The organism is Halalkalicoccus sp. CGA53 (assembly GCF_036429475.1).
Taxonomy (GTDB): Archaea; Halobacteriota; Halobacteria; order Halobacteriales; family Halalkalicoccaceae; genus Natronorarus; species Natronorarus salvus.
The window spans coordinates 2,567,442-2,588,175 of the sequence record NZ_CP144125.1 but is presented as its reverse complement, the minus strand read 5'-3'; the positions used below and the strand labels follow the sequence as shown (position 1 = coordinate 2,588,175).

The following is a 20,734-nucleotide window of genomic DNA, read 5'->3' as shown; positions in this document are numbered from 1 at the left end:
TAGCGAGAACCGTTACGCAGTTCCAGCCGTCAGTATCACCGTCGATCGGTCGGGGAGTGGTTCTCGCGGCCGTTGGCCGTGACCCTGAAGCGGACGTCGCGTCCGCTCAGCGTTATCTCGAGGTCGTCGAGGGTCGCCTCGTCGAGCAGCAGCTCGTCGAACGCCGACGCGTCGGGACTCGAGGAGACCCGCGCCTCGAACCCGTTCGGTCCGAGCGAGAGCGAGATGGCGGTGACGCTCGTCCGGAACGTCCGCTGGCGCTGGCCGTCGTCGGTGAACCGGACCGACTCCTCTATGAGGTTCAGCTCGATGAGGTCGTTCACGCGGCGGTATATCGTCGTCTGGGAGGCCTCACAGACCTCGAGGAGGTCGTCGACGCTCACCCACCGCTCCCTCCCCGCGGTGAGGATCCGGCGGCTACACGCGTTACCGAGCACGTCGAAGAGCCTCGCGCAGTCGGTCGAGACCCCCCTGTTCCTCGTCCCCCCGTCCACCGAGTCCTGTCCCATGTGCGTGAACCCCGGTCGTCGGTTCCCTCGACACGGTGCGGTCGCCCACCCGGACGTCCCCACCGGTCGACGCGATCCGACGGCTCTAGTCACTTGCACGTCAGATCATATAAAAGTAATAGGGAAGCTACCGACGTTCACCCGGACGTACCGGACGACCCTCCACCGAGTCCCCCGCGTGGTGGGTCCGTGGGAGAGAGGGGACGCAGGCACCGCCACTAACCGGCCGTTAACGCACCAGCGGCGGGTCGAGACGGCTCAGACGGTGGCGACCGACCCCGGGAAACGGTGGAATAACAAACCCGTTCGGGGCCGACCTCCGGACGAACCGGCGGCCGGTCGCCGGCGGAGAGCCATGAGCGAAACGACGAGTGTCACGCGGTTGTACGGAAGCGACGAGGGCCCGGACGAACAGCGACGGGCGTTCCTCGCCGGGCGGGTCCCCGTCGGGGTGTACGGGTTGGGGAAGATGGGGCTACCGCTCGCCGCGGTCTTCGCCGACGTCTGCCGGTCGGTGATCGGCGTCGACGTCGACCCGGCCGTGGTCGCCGCGACGAACGCCGGCCGGAGCCACGTCGACCACGAGCCCGGGCTCGACGACCTGGTCGAGCGAACCGTCGAGAGGGGCGCGCTCTCGGCGGTCGGCGATCCAGCCGTCGCCGCGCGGGAGGCAGTTGTCCACGTGGTCGTCGTTCCGACGCTCCTCACGCGCGAGAACGCCCCGGACCTCTCGGCCCTCGAGACGACCCTCTCGGCGGTCGCGAGCGGCCTGCGCCGTGGGGATCTCGTCGTCGTCGAGTCCACGGTCCCGCCGCTGACCTGCCGGGACGACGCACTCCCCCTGCTCGAAGCCGAGAGCGGACTCTCGCGCGGCGAGTTCGGTCTCGGGTTCTGTCCCGAGCGCACCCAGAGTGGGCGCGCGCTCGCCGACATCCGCGGGGCGTACCCGAAGGTCGTCGGCGGGGTCGACGAGGAGAGCGCGCGCGCCGCGGCGCTCGTCTACGGCGAGATCACGGACAACGAGGTAATCCGCGTCTCGAGCGCGCGGGTCGCGGAGGCGGTGAAGGTGTTCGAGGGGGTCTACCGCGACGTCAACATCGCGCTCGCGAACGAGCTTGCGGGCTACGGCGATCGCCTCGGCGTCGACGCGCGAGAGGCGATCGCCGTAGCGAACACGCAGCCGTTCTGTGACATCCACACCCCCGGTCCCGGCGTCGGCGGCCACTGTATCCCCTACTACCCCTACTTCCTGCTCGACGGGAACGGCGGAGAGCTCGGCCGCCTGCTCCGGACCGCCCGGTCGGTCAACGACGGGATGCCGAAGCGGGTGGTCGAGACGCTCTCGAAGGCGATCGTGGCTGAGGGACGGTCGCTCCCCGGAACGACCGTCGCCGTCCTCGGGCTGACCTACCGGCCCGGGATCGCGGAGACGCGGGCGACCCCGGCCCGGCCGATCGCCCGGCTGCTGGCCGAGCGGGGGGCGAGGGTTCTCACCGTCGATCCGGTGCTGGGACGGGCCGAAGCGAGCGGGTTCCACGGCGAGCGCGTCACGGTCGAGGAGCTCCACGCCCACGATCTGGACGCCGCGGTGCTCGTCACGGCGCACGCGGAGTTCGAGACGATCGACTGGGGCGCCTTCGACGAGCTGCTCGTCGTCGACGGCCGGGACGCGCTCGCGCTCGACGGGACCGGCCACCGCGTCTACACGATCGGCCGCGGGTGGAGCTGAGACGGACGGTCGTGCCGTCCGTGCCGGCTCGTACTGTCGGCTGTGACTGTGTGAAGGTTCTCCCGACCCCGTGGCGGCGAGAATCCGTCACGACGTACAGCCGACAGTATCAGCACTGGTTCTCGCGCGACTCGACCCGGTCGGTCCTCAGGTACGGGCCCCGCGGCCGGTCGTCGCCGCCTGCACCCGACGGTCCGTCGTCCTGGCCGGAGGTCAGAAACGAGTCGGACTCCTCGGTGTCCTCCGTCGTATCGCCGTCGTCGCCTCCTCCCGCGGCCCCGTTCTCGTCGGCCACACCGGTATCGGGGTACTCGTCGGGATCGATCTCGGTGCCGTTGAGCAGGACGGTCGGCTCGTCGTCGCCCCAGACCTCCAGCGCTTCGATACCGCCTGTGACCCGGAAGCCGTCGACGCCGCCCCGGACCTCTCCGACGACGAGACCGTCGTCGACGACCTCGTAGTCCTGACCGTACTCCGAGGCGTCGTCGTCGGGCTTGATCTCGTCGCCGACCTCGACCGCGTAGTCCCCCCACGCGTCGGTCTCGCCGTCGAACTGGAGGACGTCTCGGTCGTCTCCCTCTTCCCTGTCGTCCTCGGTGTCCTCGTCGCCACCGCCGCCGGGTTCGTCGTCGGTGCTCGGCATCTGACACGCCTCGTCGGTGGTGATCCCCTCCGTGCTGACCGAGCCGCCGTCGTCGATCTCCGCGCCGCCGACGTTGATGTTCGTGTTCCGAACGCTGACGCTGGCGTCGTCGACGTCGACGCCGTCGCCGTTCGGGAGCTGGATACAGCAGTCCTCGACGACCGAGCCGTCGCGGCCGTCGCCGTTGATGTCGATCGCGGTCGCGCCGTCGCCCTCGCCGGTGAAGTGACAGCCGCGGATCGTCATCTCGATGTCGTCGTGCGGCGGGTCCTCCGACTCCTCGGCCAGGATCGCCGGCGTGCCGTCCTCCTCGATCTGGAACCGGCAGTTCTCGATCGTGTGTGCGCCGCCCGAGCGGTGGCTGTCGACCGCCGCCTTCGTCTGGCCGTTCAGGACGAAGACGTCGCAGTTCCTCGCCGCCGCGCCGTCGAAGTCGAAGTCCGAGCCCGACTCGAAGCGGATCGCGCGCGTGCTGTTGCCCGGGCCGCTGTCGTTGTTCTCGAGCCGGTCGTAGTCGATGACGAACGTCGCGCCCTCGACGTAGGAACCCTCGTTCGAGATGCGCACGCCCGAGATCGCGTTGTTCACGAACGTCCCGCCCTCGACGCGAACGGCTCCGGGCGTCCGGCTCGCGTAGACGGCGTTGTTCGACATCTCCTGGAAGTGGCAGTTTCGCAGGTAGACCGTCCCGACGTGATCCCGCCGGATCGAACACCCACCCTCGCCGTCGCGGTAGGTGCCGAGTATGCTGCCCGCGGTGTTGCGGTAGTTCTCGACGATCGAGACGCCGTCCTCCTCCGGATCGCCCGGCTGGAGGTAGTGGCTGTGCGTCTGGGCGTCGCCCGTTCCGAAGACGTGGACGTCCCGGATCACCGAGTTCGTACAGCCGTTCATCCGGAGCCGGGCGCAGGACCCGTCCGAGGACTGGTCGACGTCGATGCCCTCGAACAGGAAGTTCTCGCCGTCCGCGCGGAGCAGTTCGTCGACGCCCGAGTCCATCACGAACGTGACGTCGCCCGCGCCGCGGACCCCCGCGTGCGAGTCGTCCGAGCGGATCGACCCCTCTACTCTATACTCGCCGTCGGGGAACTCGATGACGACGCCGTCGTCGAGTGCGTCCTCGACGCCGCCCGCGATCCCGTCGTCGCCCGAGGGATCGAGGCCGAGGTCGTCGACGGCGTCGAGCGTCGTCCCGAACTCGAAGCCCGGGTGCTCGTCGTCCGAGTCCGCGCTCGCGGTGCCGCTCGGACCGAGGACGGCGGCGGCCGCCGCCCCCGCCATCATCAGGTACGACCGGCGACCTACCAGACCGCTGTCGTCGGAGTTGTTCGACCGCGTACGGTACCTCTGCTGCTGGGTGCCCTCTCTGTTGCGACCCATGGAGCTACCGTTGAGAGGTCACCGTATGAATCTTCCGACTTTCTGACTGTTTGTTTTCTATCTAACCGATAAACGTTAGATCGTTTTATTTCCTAGCGAGCGGTTGTGTATCTTCCGTTGAACCCACCGCCGCCCGCTCATGTCTATCGTTACGTGTATCTGGGGGAGAATCAGCGCAGGGCTGACGGGAGCCGGGGAGGAACGGGGGACGAGCGGAGACGACCTGTCGCCGGCGTATCTGTCCTCGGAGGGTGACAATGGCAACTCTCGGGGAGGGGAAGGGGAAAAACTAACTGGGTAGCGTGCGAGAAAGTGGTATGGGAACCGATGACGGGGCTCCGTCGCCCGAGAAGGCCGACCACTACCGGGACGGGGACGTCGAGGAGATCGTCTTCGCCGTCGAGGAGGGTCGCGTGCTCACTATCCGGGAGTATCCGACGGTGGAGGCGTTCCGAGAGAGCGTCGCCGACGCGGAGTACGTCGGCGAGCACCCCGGCGTCGCGGAGCTCCCCGGGATCGAGGCGTTCGAGGACGAAGCGAGAGAGTGAGGCGTCGGTCAGTCCTCGCCCATCAGCTCGTCGAGCTGCGAGAGGGTGATGACCTCTAGCTCGCCGTCGTCGCGTCGGCCGTCGATGTAGTTCATGATGCTCTCGAACTCGTTGTGCGGCGTCTCGTCGGGGATCCGGTGCCAGAACAGCGCGCCGATCCCGCCCCACTCGACGAGCGTATCGACGTACGCGCGCGCCTCCTCGAACGTCCGCTCGCCGGAACGACCGACGTGGCCGCGGTTGGTCGGCATCCCGTAGGAGGGCTCGCCACCGATCATCGCGAGCGAGTGGTACTCCGTGACGAGCTCGTAGCCCGAACGGTCGTACTCGCCGTAGGTGTACGCAAAGTAGTCTGCCCCGGTCTCGAAGCCGTTGCCGACGAGCCACTCCTGTGCGGAGCGGATCTGGACCTCCTGCTCCTCGGGGCCGAGGTCGAGTAAGCTGTCGTGGCGCATCATGTGGCTGCTCACCTCCCAGCCGGCGTCCTGTAGCTCCCCCAGCTGGTCGAGCGTGAGCCGACCGTTGCTCCCGACGTTGACCGTGTTGATGAACGTGTTCGAGGGGATGTCGTAGTCCTCCTGGATCGGGAGCGCCTCGGTGTACTGTGACTCGAAACCGTCGTCCCACTGGATCATGATCAGCGGCGTCTCCGGCAGGGGCTGGAGGTCGATCGAGTCGACCCAGACGCGACCGGACTCCCCACCGTTGAACTGCGACTGGATGCGCAGCGAGTCGATCGCGGTGCGGTCGACCGACCCCTCTTCGTTCCAGTCGTTGATCCCGAGGTCGTACGAGCGAAACGGCGCGTCCTCCGCGGTGTCGCGGATCCGCGCGCGGAGGCGCATCCGGTTTCCGCCCGTATCCTCTAAGAGGACGTCGATCGCCTGGTCCATCGAGTCGGGCGCCTCGATCGTACAGACGACGTTCGGCATCGACCCGGTCATGTCCAGGCCGAGTCCCTGCCGTTCGAGACGGGCCCACTCGGTCCCGCTGTCCACGTTGAGGTTCGCCGAGAGCTCGCCGGTCACGTAGTGCTCGCGATCCGGCATCAGCTCGCCGGCCATCAGCTCCCACTGCTCTAGGTCACGGAAGTCGATCAGGGGGGCGTCCTCGCCCCCACTTTCGACCTCGTCCTCCTGGTCCGTCTCCGACTCCTCCGTGTCGACGTCCTCCTCTTCGTCGTCGCTCTCGTCGTCCGATCGCTCGTCGTCCGGCTCCGGTTCCTCCTCCCCGTCGTCGCCCCCCAGGTCCGCGCAGCCCGCGAGACCGAGGGCGACTGCGGCGAGGAGTGTGCGTCGGTGTACGTTCGTCGTAGGCATGTGGTGTCTCCCGTGCCGCTGCGTGCAGCACTGAGTCGATCAACGCGACAGTGGCGTGCGCGTCGTATTGTTATCCACCCCCTGTCCGACAAATGACGGCTTTAGCTGGCCGGCACCTCCGCGGAGCGGCGCGAACGAACCGACAGCCGGGACCGGGTAGGTGCGGGGTACGACCGCCCAGAGCGATCGACGAACGACCTGTGGTATCAAACGACAGACCCGTCGTCGAAGCGGTGATCGCGACGGGCTATTCGGCGAGGGTGCCGCGCTCTCCGCCGGTGCGAACGCGTTCGTGAGGCCCGACGTATCCCTAGACGAACCGACCGAAGCGGAGAGATGACGGAGTTCGCGGACGTCCGTGGGATCGACCTCCGCCCAAAGGTGACAGTTCGGTAACCACTCGTCTGACGTGTGTCTGACGTTGGCACCGCACCGGGAGAGAGGGAAAGAAATGCGACGACGGGGCGCGGTTTCGGCTGATCATGGAGGCGAACCGATGACACCCATACTGTTGTAATCTCCCCGTTCCGATCAATCTATTGAACTTTTATAGGGGCCGAACCGGTAACCGTTCGGAACGGTCATCGAGGCCGGTAGATGGTCACTGGCGTCGAGAAATCCCCGTCCCGGACCTCGGCGTACGCGTCGGATCAGGACGGGAGCCGGCCCCGGAGTCGGCCGACGGCGATCGGCGAGAGGACGATCCGGTCGTCGACGACGCTCACCGGCGCGTCACAGACCTCGCCGAACAGCGCGGCGAGCGCCCGTCGGTAGTCCTCGGGACCCTCTTCGACGACCTCTATCGCGCCCTCTCGTTCCCGCCCGCGGTTGTTCAGGTAGACGTGTGCGAACGTCGTGCGGAGCGGGGGCGGACAGCGCTCCAGATACGGTGGGAGCCGACGTGCGGAGGAATGGGGTCCCTCCGGCACCCCGAGGGTGAGGAACACGCGGCCGAGCGCCGACGCCGCCTCTCGCGGGCGGACCACCGACGACCCGTTCGAGGTCGCTTCGGCGCGCTCGTAGCCGTGGCCGATCCGGACGAACGCGCGGTCGAGGCGCTCGTAGTCCATCCCGTGGTGGATCTCGAAGTACGGGACGTGCGAGGAGGACTCGACGTGACCGGCCGAGAGGAGCCACGCGACGAGCCTGTTCAGTCCCTCGAACCGGTCGTCGTCGTAGGTGAGCGGGAGCAGTCCCGCCGATGCGATCGCCCGGACCGTCTCGAGGACCTCCCCGGGGTCGGCGTCGCCGTCCGTGACGGAGATCGTCGAGAGTCCGTCGAGCGAGTCGAGATCGACGTCGGGGTTCTCCGAGACGAACTCGACGAGCGAGCGCCGATCGCGCGATCGGCGCCACCGTTCGCCCCCCAGTCGACACGCGACGGAGAGGGGACAGACCGCCCGCGGGGAGAGGTCGGTTTCCGCCATGGGAGCGAGAGTACCCCAGCGACCGAAGTAATCCTGTGCCTATCGGGAGCGGTCGAGCGAGCCAGATGCGCTAACCTACCGACTAGCACGGTCCGGACGGTACTCCGAGAGCGCCGAGCGCGACCCTCGACGGCCGTCCGGGTGTAACGGACGCATAACAACGCCCGGCCTCGGAGAACCGACCCCATGAGCCGTGTGCACACTGCCGAGGTCCACGCCGAGGCGACACGAGTGCGGCGATCCGCGACGGTCAAGGCGCGAACGGAGGGGAGCGGCTGATGTGTGGGATCATCGCCCGGGTCGGCGAGGGCGCCACGACAGAGGAGCTGCTCGATGGGCTCCGGAACCTCGAGTACCGCGGCTACGACTCGGCGGGGCTCGCGGTGGGGGGCGACGGACGACTCGACGTGGTGAAGGCCGAGGGAGCGGTCGAGCGCCTCGTCGAGGCGACCTCGGGGACGAGGCGGGAGGGTGTCGTCGGGATCGGACACACCCGCTGGAGCACGCACGGGCCGCCGAGCGACGCGAACGCCCACCCGCACACCGACTGTCGCGGTGAGGTCGCGGTCGTCCACAACGGGATCATCGAGAACTACGATTCGTTGCGTTCGGAACTCCGCGAGCGGGATCACCGGTTCACGAGCGAGACCGATACCGAGGTGCTGCCCCACCTGATCGAGGAGGGACTGGCCGCGGGCGAGCCGATCGAAGCCGCGTTCCGGAGCGCCGTCTCCCGACTCCGGGGGAGCTACGCCGTCGCGATGATCGCACGGGGTCACGACGCCGTCTTCGCCGCGCGCCAGGGATCGCCGCTGGTCCTCGGCGTCGGCGACGGGGTCACCTACCTCGCGAGCGACGTCCCCGCGTTCCTCGAGTTCACCGACCGGGTGGTCTTCCTCGACGACGGCACCGTCGCTGTCGTCACGGAGTCGGGGTACCGCCTCACCGACTCGGAGGGAGCTCCCCTGGAGGCCGAGCGTCGGCGGGTCACCTGGAGACCCGAGGACGTGAAGAAGGACGGCTTCGCCCACTACATGCTGAAGGAGATCCACGAGCAGCCGACCGCCCTCAGACAGGCGCTGTCGAGCCAGCGGGCGCTTCGTGCCGACGGCGGACCCTGTGCCTCGGACGTCGAGAACGTCCAGCTCGTCGCCTGTGGGACGTCGTTTCACGCCTCGCTCTACGGGGCGTACCTGCTGAACGCGCGGGGGATCCCGGCGCAGGCACTGCTCGCGTCCGAGTACCCCGTACGCCTGCCGCCGGTGACCGAGAACACGCTCGTGATCGCCGTGACCCAGAGCGGGGAGACCGCCGACACGCTCACCGCGATCGAGAGCGCACGGGCGGCCGGCGCACGCACCCTCGCGGTGACGAACGTCGTCGGGAGCAGTGCCGCGAGGGTCTGTGACGACACGGTGTTCATCCGCGCTGGCCCCGAGATCGGCGTCGCCGCGACGAAGACGTTCTCCTCGCAGATCCTGGCGCTGCTCTCGATCGTCGAGGGGCTCGCCGACGAGCCCGGCGAGCGATCGTCCTACACGGAGGCGATCGAGGCGCTGCCGGAGCAGGTCCAGTGGATCCTCGACACCTCGACGAGCCGGCGCATCGCGGAGCGATACCGCACCGGCGACCGGTTCCTGTTCATCGGGCGGGGGCTCGGCTACCCTGTCGCGCTCGAGGGCGCGCTGAAGATGAAGGAGATCTCCTACGAGCACGCCGAGGGGTTCGCCGCGGGCGAGCTGAAACACGGCCCGCTCGCGCTGGTGACGCCGTCGACGGTCGTCTTCGCGGTCTTCACGGGTCGACAGGACGAGAAGCTGCTCAACAACGTCGAGGAGGCCCGCACCCGGGGCGCGTCGGTCGTCGCCGTCGCCGCCCCCTCTGACGGCCGGATCGAAGGGCGCGTCGACGACGTGCTCGTCATCCCGCGGACACACCCCGACCTCGCGGGACTGCTCGCGAACGTCCAGCTCCAGCTCGTCTCGTATCACGCTGCGGACTTACTCGGCCGGCCGATCGACAAACCCAGGAACCTCGCGAAGAGCGTCACCGTCGAGTAGGCGGGCCGTTCCGGGGGGTAGTCGATGGATAACTATGCCGGGTCGACGGTAGCTCCCGAGTATGGCGTACGAAGGAACTCCGGAGGCCACACCGGGCCACCGACGCGGTAGGTCGGGTCGTCGATGACGCGCGTCCAGGCGGGCGGCACGGTCGTCCTCGCGGTCGTGGTCGTCGCGAGCCTCGTGGGCGCCGGCGCGTCGCTGGGGATCGGGCCCGCCGCCGCTCAGCAGGAGGGCTACGTCGTCGAGCAGGGCGAGCAGTGTCAGGCGATCACGCCGCTCTCCTCCGACGTGAGCGCCGAGGAGCGTTACGACTACCGCAGCCACCAGACCCACGACGAGGACTACGACTACAGCTCACACGGCACCGTCGACCTCCAGCGCGACGACGTGAGCACGATCTTCCTCCACGAGGGGCCGGAGGGGCTGAGCCTCGTGATCGTCCACGACCGCCTCGGCGGCGGGACGGAAGGCGGCGTGACGACCTACGACATCGTCGGCCTGCCCGCCGAGGGCGAGTGGGTCGTGAAGGACGACGACGTCGGCTACGACGACGTCTGGGTCCACGGCGACGTCTGGACGGAGGTCTCCTGGTTCTGGGAGGACGGACGGACCGACGGCGGCGTCTACACCGGCGGGCTCGACGACCGCTTCGAGATCACGATCGACCCGGCCTACGGCGAGGAGCAGGAGACGTACGCCGAGTGGGAGGGCGAGGTCGGTGCGATCCACGTCCTCTCGGGGAGCCTCGAGAGCCCCGAGCGTATCGCGCTCGCCTCGCTCTCGGAGCCGTTCGTCGTCAGGTCGGGGAGCTGTGCGGGGCCGTCGGTGAGCTACGAGCGGTCCGACGGGGCGATCACCGGCTCGATCGATGGGAGCGGCGACGTGGCGCTGCGGCCCCCGGCTGCGCCGAACGGCCCGGTGATCGAGGACGCGGCGATCCCGAGCGTGCCCCGCGAGCCGATCGAGTTCGAGCGGCTGTTCGTCTCCCAGCCGGGTCTCGACGCACGGGTGAGCCTCGAAACGGTCGAGGAGTCCCCCCTCGACGACTCGCCGGCGGAGCGCGACGGCGTCGAGAGCTACGCGTACCTCGCGATCGAGGAGGAGTCCGGCGGGATCGGGGACGTGCGGGTGCGCTTCAGCGTCGACCGGTCCGCACTCGACGCGGCGGATCCGGAGTCGGTCGTCCTCTACGACGACGCCGACGGCTGGGGGGCGACCGAGGCGGAGCTCGCGGGCGAGACAGGCGAGCGCTATCTCTTCGAGGCGAGCGTCGAAGACGGAGCGTCGACCGTGGCGGTCGCCACCCACGATCCCGCCCTCTCGGCGACCGATATCGAACTGGATCGCACGACGATCGAGGCCGGGGAGAGCGTCGAGGTGCGCGCGACGGTGGAGAACACCGGCCCGGTCGCGGGGACCGGCTCGGTATCCCTGTACGTGTTCGACCAGGTGGTCGACGAACGGGAGGTGACCGTCGAGGAGGAGGGACGCGAGCTCGTGACGTTCACCCAGCGGATCGACGTGCCCGGCACGCACACGATCGAGGTCGAGGGCCAGAGCGCCGAGGTGGAGGTGACCGGCGAGCCGCCCGAGGACTCGACGGTCGAGGTCGGCCCGCTCGACGAGGGCGAGGGGACCTCGCCGCTCGTCGTCGGTGTGGCACTCGGCGCGCTCGTCGCCGGTCTCCTCGTGTTCTGGTGGCGGTACTAGGAGACGAGTCCGTACGTCCGCTTCGCGAGTGCCATCGCCACCCCGTTCGACTCGACGGTGGGGTAGGCGACGAGCGGTGCGGAGAACTTCGCCTTGTACCGACAGAGCCGGCGGGTGTTCGCGCCGACGAGGTCGTACGTCTCGACACCCTCGAGTTCGGGATCGGTCGCCAGGTCCGCTACGATCCGCCAGTGGATCGACCCGTTCACGCCCGTGCCCTCGTAGCTCTCGGCGACGCCCCCCTGCCAGAAGTACGCCCGGTCAGGCCCGTAGAGGACGGTGATCCCGCCCAGGTACGCCCCCTCGGGCGTGCGGGCGACGTAGACGCGAGCACGGTCCCCGAGGGCGGAGAGGAGGTCCCGGACGTACTCCCACCCGAGCGCGAGCGTGTCCCCTCGCGCCTCGTACCGGGCGGCGGTGTCCTCGTAGATCGCCCGGGCGACCTCCCCAGCCTCTCGAGTGACCTCGATCCCGAGGTCGTCGGCGTCGTCGATCTCCCGTCGAAGGCTCTTGCTGAACCCGGCCCGTATATCCTCCAGTGGAGCTGTCACGTCGAGCGCGTAGGTGAACGCGTGGCCGACGTCGAAGCCCGCCCAGGCGAACGGCCGCGGGTCGGGATACTCGGGAGTGCAGTGGACGCGAAAGAGCGTCCGCGGCGAGTCGACGCCGAAGTGCTCGATCACGCCCTCGGCGAAGCGCTCTGCCGCTCGCTCTCGCTTTCGCTGTTTCGGGCTCGTCGGCGTGAGCACCGGTCCGAGACGCGGGATCCCCAGCCCCGGTGGAGGCGAGAGGACGGCGCTCCCGAGCGGCGTCTCGCGGACGACTGCCGCGAAGAGGCCGACCGGCTGCTCGCCCCTTCTCGCCGCCAGCAGCTGCAACTCGCCGGTCGCGTACTCCTCGACGACCGAGAGCGCCGCGGGCGTGTGAAACACCTCGACCCCCCGATCCGGGAGCAGCCGCCTCCACTCCGCCATGTCGACGCGTTCGACGTCCATCACCTCACTCTCCCCCGAACGTGGGTTTGTTATCCGGGCCTTACCCGGAGGGACGACGGGTCAGTGCGGTCCGAGCGGAAGACCGTCTCGGTAGCCCCGGACCTCAACGCCGCCGATCCGCTCGACCCGGTCCTCGTAGTCGCGCTCGTGACGCGTTGCCCCTCCTCGACGGCCTCGGAGAGTGCGTCCGCGCTCTCGGCGTCGAGAACTCCAGTAGTCCTCGGGGTGGACGCCGGGGCTCCACCGGACGACGTCGGAGGCGCTCTCACCCTCCTCCTGTGCGGCCTTCATCCGATCGTACGTACCGTCGTCGAGCGAGATCGTCTTCCATCCCGTGTCGGTGTCCGTTCACTGTGTCGGGGTTCGGGTATTTCGGCACGCGGTTCCCCCGATCGAAGTCGAAACGGGACGTCGATCAGCCGGACGGTCTCGCTTCGAGCTCGATCTCCTCTAGGGACTCGTAGTCGCCCTCCTCGATCGCGTGTTCGAGCTTCGAGATCTCCTTCGCGTAGTGCAGGAACGTGTCGACGGAGGCGATGACGACCCGTGCCTCGATCGTGAGGATCTCGATGCCGACCAGCGAGACCCGCACCCAGAGGTCGATGACGACACCCTTGTCGAGGATCCTGTCCAGTACCTCGGCGAGACTCGACGTGTTCGGTCGTGTTTGACTCATCTCTTCACCTCGAGATCCCTTCCACGTTGTTCGACGTTACCCCGTCGCAGGCGTCCGCAAGCACCGCGTTCGAAACCGCGGACCGCCTCCGCGTTCCAGCCGCGTCCCCGTACGGCACCGATACGTCCGGATCGACGGTCGAACGAACGCCGATCCGGGGACCGGTCGACCGTGGAGTTCCCCACCACTGCGGATCGACCACCGGCGCAACCGCTACCTAGTTGCTCTCAGAGAGCGTACACTGTCCCGACGGGGAGTGGGCAGTGGCCGTCGGACCGACGTGTGTCGGCCGAAGGCGTCCACGAACCGCGAGGGGACACGAACGAGATGGGTAAGACAGGTGTAACCGACAGACAGAGCGACGTCGCCGACGTGCTGGAGACGGAACACGCCGGCGATCGGCGTCCGAGGGAGTCCGGGGTCGGAGGGGTGGAGAGATGAGTGACGTGCGAACCGGAGATCGGTCGACCAGCACACGCGTAGCGGACCGACTCCCCGAGGTCGTCGACGGTGTGGAACAGCTCAAAACCGCCGTCGTGGAGAACACGGACGACGAGGGGGCGGCCGCGATCGTCGAGGAGATCTGGGACGTCGTCGAGGAGATCGAGGACCTCCTCGAGAGCGTCGACCTACGGGAGGTTCCGGACGTCGTCGACTCGGACGTGTTGATCGAACTGCTGAGTTCGAGCGAGGTCCCTGGAAAGGTCGTCAGCGGGGAGTCGGTAGACGTGCGAGACCTCCTCGGGATGAAGGACGCGATCGAGCTGCGGGAGCTCTGGGAGGCCGTCGATCTGGAGCGGCTCTTGACGGAGCTACGCGAACTGAGAGCCGAGGTCGACGACCTCACCGGCGGGAGCGGCGGCGACGGCTCCGAGGACACGGATCGGACCGCCGGGGGCGACGATCCGGATCCCGGATCGGGTGGAGAGGAGCTCCAGGAGACGGTTCAGCGGGCCGTCGAGGACACCGTCGAGGCGGTTCGACCGGCCGTGCTCGACGCACACGACGCGATACGGCTCCTGTACGAACACAACCGGCAGGCGTTCGGTGGAGGGAGTCGACGGCCGGCGTCGCGAAACCCAACGGCGGTCTCGACGCTTCCGAACGGTCCGCTCCCCACCTCGGTCTCGACACGGGTGTCGACGGTCCCCGCGCAGGTGCGCTACTCGCGAGCGAGGAACCCGCGGCGGATCTACGGTCGACGCTTCGAGAGCGCGTACACGAAGTGATCGGTCGGGACGGTCCTCGGCGTCCTCGGGCGCGGCGCGTGTCCCGTCGCCGATCGGGAGGTCCCTCAGTGCATCCGCACGCCACAGCGGTCGCAGTAGATGATCGACATCTGCATCCGAAACGGGGTCGACTGCGTGACCCGACAGCCACACTCCCGACAGACGACGGTCCGATAGCCCCACCGATCCCGGAGCCTGATGTTCCTGTGCACACGATACTACTGGTCGCCGATGGGCAATAACCGAGCGTTCGTCCGGCCATCGGACCGTCGAGTCACACCGTCAACAGTCCGCGATCGGGCCGTCGACGAGTCTCCCGTGGAGCTCGCCCGGCGGGCCGACCCACGCGCCCATCGCGAGCGCACGGTCGACGAGACGGCGGTAGAGCTCGGTGAACCCGGGAAACTCCCGCTCGTCGAAGTAGCGGGGATGCCAGAGGACGGTACACACAGCCCGGTTCTCGCGTGCCTCCGCCAGCAGTCGTTCGCAGACGGACCAGGCCCGCTCCGGGGCGGCCGCGACGTCGGGGAGCGCGACCTCCATGAGCGTGAGCGGGAAGACGAGGAACTCGTCGCCGAACGGTCGGAGCGGGCGGTAGCCGTGCTCGTAGCCGTAGCTCGACGCCGACCCGAGGCTCGTGTCGTAGCGCAGACCGATTCGGGCGTGTTTCTCCCACGTCTCCCGGCCCTCGATCCGGAGGTGGTGGTGGCGCACACCGCGTACCTCGTGGCCGACGACCCCCTCGACGACCCGTTTCTCCTCGCGGAGTCGGGACTCGCTCCCCGCCGAGTCGTAGGATGCGTGGAGTCCGATCTCCCAGCCGCCCCGGTCGAGGCTCCGTATCGCCGCCGCCATCTCCAGCGACGTGGGATCGTACCGGCCGAGGTGTTCGAGCCAGCGGGTCGGATCGGAGAGCGCACGCGGGGGTTTCGTGAGGATGTGCGGCTCGTTCAGCACGTAGAACGCCGATCGGACGCCGAGTTCCTCCTCGATCGCCATCAGCCGTTCGAAACGCCAGTACGGGTTCTCCGAGGTGAGCGCCGTCCGGAGGTGGTAGGGAGAGCGCTCTCTGAGCGCGTAGTACCACGACTGGTAGGTCTTGTACGGCCGGTCGACGTCGTGGGTGAGACAGAGCGCGAACGGGTACGGGTCGTCCATCCCGATCAGCCGCGCTCGAGGGCGGCGACGATCGCTCGCGCGGCGGTGCCGTCGCCGAACAGCGGCGGGCCGTCGGCACGCTCGTACTCGGCGTCGAGCGCCTCGGCGATCGCCGGCCCGTCCGCGCCGACGAGCCGGTTCCAGCCCCGCTCGACCGTCTCGTCCCACTCGGTGTCCTCGCGGAGCGTCACACAGGGGGTCGCGAGCATGAACGCCTCCTTCTGCACCCCGCCGGAGTCGGTGACGACCCGTTCGGCACCGTCGAGCAGCGCGACGAAGTCGAGGTAGCCGACCGGCTCGATGGGATGGATCGAGGCCCCGAGATCGACGCCGAGTTCGGAGAGTCGGTTTCGCACGCGGGGGTGTGCCGGGAAGAGCACCGGGAGCGACGCGTCGGCGAGCGCCGAGACGATCGTCCGGAGGCGCTCGCTGTCGTCGGTGTTCCGGGGTCGGTGGACCGTCGCGAGGAGGTACTCGCCGGGGTCGACCGGCAGCTCCTCGAAGACCCCCCGGTCCCCGGCGTACTCCCGGGCGAGCAACAGCGCGTCGTACATCACGTCGCCGGTGTTGACGACACCCTCGGTGATCCCCTCGTTCCCGAGGTTTCTCACCGCGGTGTCGGTGGGGGCGAACAGCAGGTCCGAGACGTGATCGACCATCACCCGGTTGAGCTCCTCGGGCATCGACCGGTTGTAGCTGCGCGTGCCGGCCTCGACGTGTGCGAGCGTCGGTGGGAGCTTCGCGGTCGCGAGCGCGGCGGCGAGCGTCGAGTTCGTATCGCCGTAGACGAGGACGGTGTCGGGTTCCTCCGCTTCGATCACCGACTCGATCTCCGCGAGCATCGTCGCGGTCTGCTCGCCGTGGCTTCCCGAACCGACGTCGAGGTCGTAGTCGACGGGGATGTCGAGCTCCTCCCGGAACACCCCCGAGAGCGTCTCGTCGTAGTGCTGGCCGGTGTCGATCAGGACGTGGTCGATCCCGTCGAGTTCACGACAGACGGGAAACGCCTTCACGTACTGCGGGCGCGTCCCGAGGACGGTGAGCAGCTTCATCGCTCGACCCCGTCGACCCGCCCCTCCGCCCCGTCGATCCTCGTCTCGAGGCGCTCGTTCTCGCGCATATCGAGGACCATCGCGGCGACGACCGAGAGCGCCCCGACCACGGCGAGCAGCAGCGAGACGAGACGGGAGTCGCCCCGATCGGGGCCGAGGACGGATCGGAGGGTCGCGACGGCGCCGACGACGGTCGCGAACAGCCCGATCGCGTAGCCGAACACCAGGGGGTGGAAGTCGAGAACGAGATACCGCCGCGTCAGCCGCCACCAGAAGTTCCGTACGAGCAGGACCGAGAGCCCGGGGACGAACGTCGAGTAGCGGATCGTACTCGACTCCTCGCCGTAGACGGCCGGGATCGACACGTCGGCGACCTCGGCCTCGCAGGCGTTGAGTTTCACCAGCAGGTCGTTACAGAAGCCGTAACGGTCGTAGAGATCGGAGAGGGGGAGCCGGAGGAGCGCCGACCGCGAGATGGCGGTGTAGCCGTTCTGTGGGTCCATCGTCTTCCAGTAGCCGCTGGCGACCTTTGTGAGAAACGAGAGCAGCGCGTTGCCGAACAGTCGCCACCGGCTCATCCCCTCGCGGTGGTCGGGCGAGCGGAGGCGGTTTCCCTTCGCGAACTCGGCCTCGCCCTCGGCGAGCGGATCGAGCAGGAGCGTGAGCGCCTCCGGGTCCATCTGGCCGTCGCCGTTCATCACCGCGACGACGTCGAGGCCGTCGGACAGCGCCCGTTCGTAGCCCAGTTTGATGCTCGCGCCGACACCCCTGTTCGTCGGGTGACGGAGCGCGACGACCTGCCGGTCGAGCGTCGCGGAACCGCCGTCCGCGCTGATCGCCTGCCCCACGACCCGGTTCTTCCGTGCCGCCGCACGCCTGATCTCGTCCCAGGTGCCGTCCGAGGAGCCGTCGTCGATCGCGTAGATCCGGTCGACGTACGGCGGGGCGGTCTCGATGACACGCCCGACGAACCCCTCCTCGTTGTACGCGGGGATCACGATCCCGACCGTGCGTCCCTCGTACATTCAGTTCCGACCCCCTATCGGTAGGCCCGGGGCGTCTGGCCGGTCTCCGGGCGTCGCTCGTCGCATACCCAGCGCTCTCCTCTCCCGGAGCATTGTTATAGCTCGCTTGCCCCGGTCGCCCAGCCCCGCGAACGGGGACCGCACTCCGGCCGGCCCCAAGCCAGGGCATCAGTAGGGCGACCGTGCGAACAGAAGTATCAACGTAACAACTTCACGGGCGGTTCTACCCGGGATACATGTCCACCGAAGACCAGGAAACGGGGACCGCCGCCGACCGCTCGCGACGACTCCTCTGGGGAGCGAAGCGGGGCGCCGAGAGGCTGTTCGAACCGATGCTGCTCGACCAGCGCCAGCTCACACAGGGCGAGATATTCGGCCTCCTCTCGAACTCGCGGCGGCGGCACGCGATCCGGTATCTGAAACGGAACGGGGGTCGCTGCGGGATGGAAGCGCTCGTCACGGCGATCGCCGCCGAGGAGAACGGCATCGAGCCGGATGCGGTCGAGCGCCGACAGTACCGTCGCGTTCACGTCTCGCTCTATCAAACTCACCTCCCGCTACTGGTCGAGAAGGGGGTGTTGCGACACGACAAAGAGCGCCACCGGATCGAGCTCGGCCCGCGCGTCGACGAACTCGACACGTACATCGACGGGGACGAGGAGGGTCGGTCGTGGACGACGTGGTACCTCGCGATGGTCGGCTTCTACGCGGTCGGCGCGAGCGCGCTCGTCCTCGAACTCACCCAGCACTCGCAGGTGCTCGTCGCCGCGGGCGTCCTCGGGTTCGCGATCGTCGCGGTCGTCCACAGCGTGGAGAAGGAGGCCGGTATCGCCCCGATCAGTGGACCAGGCAGCCCGGAGTAGGCGAGTCCCTCCGGATCCCACGCACGCCCTCGACCTCGCCGCCGCCCTCGGCCACCTCGACGAGGAGGTCGGTGAGGTTCACCATCCCCCCGAGGTAGTCGAGCCGCCGGCGGCCGACCCGTTCCCCGAGCGCCGGATCGGTCGCGAACGCGGTCGCGGCCTCGAGGACCGCGTCGAACTCTCGAAGGTTTCTCACCAGCCCGTTCCGTTCGAGTTCGATGAAGTTTCCCATGTCGTCGTCGCCGACGAACGAGTTCGAGCGGATCGCCGGCGTCCCGACGAGCGCGGCCTCGGTCACGATCGTCTGCGAGTCCGCGACGAGCAGCCGCGCCCCGGCGAGCGCCTGGTGGAGCTCTGCGGGGTGGAGGTCGAACGGTCTCGCCTCCGTGGCTTCGAGGTCGATGCCACAGCCCTCGTCGGAGACGAACACCGTCGCGTGCTCGCTCAGGTGGTCGATGAGCGCGTAGCGCTGCTCGTCGGTGAACCCCCGGGCGTGGACGTCGTGGTGCGAGCCGAAGGCGTTGAACCGGACGATCGCGTACGGCACCTCCTCCCCGAGGCCGAGCCGATCCCTGACGTTCGTCGAGGGGCTGAACACCTCCGGGTGGAGGTACGCGCACTCCTTGTAGCCGGTGAACCGGTAGTGGCTCTCGCCCAGGTCCTTCCTGAACGTGTGCGGGGTGAGGATCGTCCGCGCGAACGGCGTCGAGAGCCGGTGGTCGAGGCCGGTCGGCTCCGAGTCGAGGACGAGCACCGTCGGCGTCCCCGAGGAGAGGCCCGCGTGCGCGGAGTACGACCCCATGCCGAAGATGAGGTCCGGGTCGAACCGGCGGGTCTCCCTGATCAGCGTCGCGTACTGCTCGGGGAGGTTGCGGATGAGCGACCGTTTCGTCGTGTCACACCGCCCGTAGGAACGATAGGGCAGGTCGTAGTACTCCAGCAGGTCGAGCGTACAGCCGTACTCGCGGGCGAGAACCAGCACCCGGTGACCTCCATCGAGGAGCCGCCGCACGACGTGTTTATACAGATGGACGTGTGCGGGGGTGTTCGTAAAGAGCACGTAGCGCATCCCCTCCCGCTACGGCGGTCAGCCACCTAATTACTCCCCCGTTACGGGAGCCGCCCCGTCCGACGTCCCCACAGGCGAGTCATAACAAGGGCCCGCCCCACCCGTAGGAACGGCGATGGTTTCCCTCCGGTCCGAATCGAGGAACGGCACCGTGACCGGCCCTTCTCACGCGCCACAGCTGCTCTCGGAGACGCTTCGCTACGCCCGCGAGCGCGAGTACACCGGCTGGGACTACGCCGACGGGATGAGCAGCGAGCTCCTCGCTATGGTCCCGGTCGAGAACCGGTGGCTGAACCTCGCGGTACAGGAGACGATCAAACGGGCGCCGATCAACCTCAGGCCGTACGCGGGGGTGATCCCCAGACAGAGCTTCAAGGGGACGGGGCTGTTCGCGATGGCGAACGTCAACGCCGCGCGGCTGTTCGACCGGGAGTGCTACGAGCGCGAGGCCGACGACCTGCTCTCCTGGCTCGTCGAGAACCGCACCCCGGGCTACAGCGGGTTCTGTGGCTCGCACCAGCACCGCATCCAGCACCCGGACCGGATGGGGACGCTCGCGGACCCGGACGTCGTCTCGACCGGCTTCGCCGTCCAGGGGCTGCTCGCCGGCGAACACCTCGATCCGACGTACGGTGAGATGGCCCGGACCGCCGCGGAGTTCGTCCTCACCGACCTGGAGTACACCGAACGCGAGGACGGCGCGCGGATCAAATACGTCCCCTCGAACACTACGGAGTACTACACGGTCAACGCGGTGGGCATCGGCGCGCGTATCCTCGTCGACGTCTACGCCCGCTTCGGCGGCGAGGAGCTCATCGAGTGTGCGACGGCGCTCTTCGACTACATCGTGAGCCGACAGACCGCCGACGGCGGGTGGTACTACCGCGACCCGCCCGAGAGCTCGCACCTCTCGATGGACAACCACCACAACGGCTTCATCATCGAGTGTCTGCTGCGCTACGAGGCGATCACGGGCGCCGACCGGTACACCGACGCGATCCGCCGGGCGGTCGCCTTCTACAGGAAGACGCTCTTCGCCTCCGACGGCGCGCCGAACTGGGACGAGCGCCGGCGGTATCCGAAGGACATCCACGCCGTCGCCCAGGGGATCATCGTCTTCAGCGAGGTCGGCGAGTTCGAGTTCGTTGAGCGGATCATCGACTGGGCGCTCGGCCATCTCTACGGCGGCGGCGGCCGGTTCTACTTCCGCGAACACAGGCTCTACACCAAACGCTACACGCTGATGCGGTGGTGTCAGGCGTGGATGGCCTACGCCCTCTCGGAGTACCTGATCGCGCTGCGGGCCGAGCCGATTTCGGCCGGGTGCCGGGCGTCGTGA

Annotated in this window: 19 protein-coding genes; 7 read left to right on the top strand and 12 right to left on the bottom strand. The window is 68.4% G+C overall.

Annotated features, from left to right (window positions below; genetic code table 11):
* Positions 1 to 35: 35 nt before the first annotated feature.
* On the bottom strand, positions 36 to 509 hold the full coding sequence (locus V2L32_RS15050) for an ArsR/SmtB family transcription factor (protein WP_331233298.1): 474 nt from the start codon (positions 507 to 509) through the stop codon (positions 36 to 38).
* 355 nt (positions 510 to 864) lie between these two features.
* Here V2L32_RS15050 and V2L32_RS15045 point away from each other — a divergent pair, with 355 nt between their 5' ends.
* On the top strand, positions 865 to 2,238 hold the full coding sequence (locus tag V2L32_RS15045) for a nucleotide sugar dehydrogenase (protein ID WP_331233296.1): 1,374 nt from the start codon (positions 865 to 867) through the stop codon (positions 2,236 to 2,238).
* 109 nt (positions 2,239 to 2,347) lie between these two features.
* Here the strand turns inward: V2L32_RS15045 and V2L32_RS15040 are convergent, their stop codons facing one another.
* A complete protein-coding gene (locus tag V2L32_RS15040; RefSeq protein ID WP_331233295.1) occupies positions 2,348 to 4,261 on the bottom strand; it encodes a hypothetical protein in 1,914 nt (637 codons plus the stop codon).
* Between the two features lie 317 nt (positions 4,262 to 4,578).
* Between V2L32_RS15040 and V2L32_RS15035 the strand changes: the two genes are divergently transcribed.
* Positions 4,579 to 4,809, top strand: coding sequence for a hypothetical protein (locus V2L32_RS15035; protein ID WP_331233294.1), 231 nt, complete (start codon positions 4,579 to 4,581; stop codon positions 4,807 to 4,809).
* A gap of 8 nt (positions 4,810 to 4,817) precedes the next feature.
* Here V2L32_RS15035 and V2L32_RS15030 read toward each other — a convergent pair whose 3' ends face one another.
* Entirely contained in the window at positions 4,818 to 6,128 is a 1,311-nt protein-coding gene (locus V2L32_RS15030; protein WP_331233293.1) for a polysaccharide deacetylase family protein, read from the bottom strand.
* A gap of 650 nt (positions 6,129 to 6,778) precedes the next feature.
* Positions 6,779 to 7,555: a hypothetical protein gene (locus V2L32_RS15025; RefSeq protein WP_331233292.1), complete on the bottom strand. Its 777-nt coding sequence runs from the start codon at positions 7,553 to 7,555 to the stop codon at positions 6,779 to 6,781.
* Between the two features lie 278 nt (positions 7,556 to 7,833).
* On the opposite strand from V2L32_RS15025, the gene glmS reads away from it, so the two are divergent.
* Entirely contained in the window at positions 7,834 to 9,615 is a 1,782-nt protein-coding gene (glmS, locus tag V2L32_RS15020) for a glutamine--fructose-6-phosphate transaminase (isomerizing) (protein ID WP_331233291.1), read from the top strand.
* Between the two features lie 123 nt (positions 9,616 to 9,738).
* Positions 9,739 to 11,328, top strand: coding sequence for a hypothetical protein (locus tag V2L32_RS15015; protein ID WP_331233290.1), 1,590 nt, complete (start codon positions 9,739 to 9,741; stop codon positions 11,326 to 11,328).
* On the opposite strand, the gene V2L32_RS15010 is transcribed toward V2L32_RS15015, so the two are convergent.
* The 3 genes from V2L32_RS15010 to gvpA all read right to left on the bottom strand — a co-directional run bounded on the left by V2L32_RS15010 (position 11,325) and on the right by gvpA (position 12,999).
* On the bottom strand, positions 11,325 to 12,323 hold the full coding sequence (locus tag V2L32_RS15010; RefSeq protein ID WP_331233289.1) for a GNAT family N-acetyltransferase: 999 nt from the start codon (positions 12,321 to 12,323) through the stop codon (positions 11,325 to 11,327). The genes V2L32_RS15015 and V2L32_RS15010 overlap by 4 nt on opposite strands.
* A 60-nt stretch (positions 12,324 to 12,383) precedes the next feature.
* Complete coding sequence (locus tag V2L32_RS15005) at positions 12,384 to 12,614, bottom strand: hypothetical protein (RefSeq protein ID WP_331233288.1); 231 nt, start codon at positions 12,612 to 12,614, stop codon at positions 12,384 to 12,386.
* Between the two features lie 124 nt (positions 12,615 to 12,738).
* A complete protein-coding gene (gene gvpA / locus V2L32_RS15000) occupies positions 12,739 to 12,999 on the bottom strand; it encodes a gas vesicle protein GvpA (protein WP_331233287.1) in 261 nt (86 codons plus the stop codon).
* A gap of 437 nt (positions 13,000 to 13,436) precedes the next feature.
* On the opposite strand from gvpA, the gene V2L32_RS14995 reads away from it, so the two are divergent.
* Positions 13,437 to 14,228 carry a hypothetical protein gene (locus V2L32_RS14995; RefSeq protein WP_331233286.1) on the top strand — a complete coding sequence of 264 codons (792 nt, stop codon included), beginning with the start codon at positions 13,437 to 13,439 and terminating at the stop codon, positions 14,226 to 14,228.
* Between the two features lie 65 nt (positions 14,229 to 14,293).
* On the opposite strand, the gene V2L32_RS14990 is transcribed toward V2L32_RS14995, so the two are convergent.
* The 4 genes from V2L32_RS14990 to V2L32_RS14975 all read right to left on the bottom strand — a co-directional run bounded on the left by V2L32_RS14990 (position 14,294) and on the right by V2L32_RS14975 (position 17,463).
* Complete coding sequence (locus tag V2L32_RS14990) at positions 14,294 to 14,440, bottom strand: hypothetical protein (protein ID WP_331233285.1); 147 nt, start codon at positions 14,438 to 14,440, stop codon at positions 14,294 to 14,296.
* Between the two features lie 70 nt (positions 14,441 to 14,510).
* Positions 14,511 to 15,386 (bottom strand): polysaccharide deacetylase family protein, encoded by an 876-nt coding sequence (locus V2L32_RS14985; RefSeq protein ID WP_331233284.1) that lies wholly within the window; start codon positions 15,384 to 15,386, stop codon positions 14,511 to 14,513.
* 5 nt (positions 15,387 to 15,391) lie between these two features.
* Complete coding sequence (wecB, locus tag V2L32_RS14980; RefSeq protein ID WP_331233283.1) at positions 15,392 to 16,438, bottom strand: non-hydrolyzing UDP-N-acetylglucosamine 2-epimerase; 1,047 nt, start codon at positions 16,436 to 16,438, stop codon at positions 15,392 to 15,394.
* The gene (locus V2L32_RS14975) at positions 16,435 to 17,463 is read right to left on the bottom strand and encodes a glycosyltransferase family 2 protein (RefSeq protein ID WP_331233282.1); all 1,029 of its coding nucleotides are present in this window, start codon (positions 17,461 to 17,463) and stop codon (positions 16,435 to 16,437) included. Before V2L32_RS14975 ends, wecB begins: the two co-directional genes overlap by 4 nt.
* A gap of 236 nt (positions 17,464 to 17,699) precedes the next feature.
* Between V2L32_RS14975 and V2L32_RS14970 the strand changes: the two genes are divergently transcribed.
* Complete coding sequence (locus V2L32_RS14970; protein WP_331233281.1) at positions 17,700 to 18,326, top strand: DUF7344 domain-containing protein; 627 nt, start codon at positions 17,700 to 17,702, stop codon at positions 18,324 to 18,326.
* Here the strand turns inward: V2L32_RS14970 and V2L32_RS14965 are convergent.
* Positions 18,301 to 19,395: a DUF354 domain-containing protein gene (locus V2L32_RS14965; protein WP_331233280.1), complete on the bottom strand. Its 1,095-nt coding sequence runs from the start codon at positions 19,393 to 19,395 to the stop codon at positions 18,301 to 18,303. The two genes, V2L32_RS14970 and V2L32_RS14965, sit on opposite strands and share 26 nt — an antisense overlap.
* Before the next feature lie 151 nt (positions 19,396 to 19,546).
* Between V2L32_RS14965 and V2L32_RS14960 the strand changes: the two genes are divergently transcribed.
* Positions 19,547 to 20,734 (top strand): antibiotic ABC transporter permease, encoded by a 1,188-nt coding sequence (locus V2L32_RS14960; RefSeq protein WP_331233279.1) that lies wholly within the window; start codon positions 19,547 to 19,549, stop codon positions 20,732 to 20,734.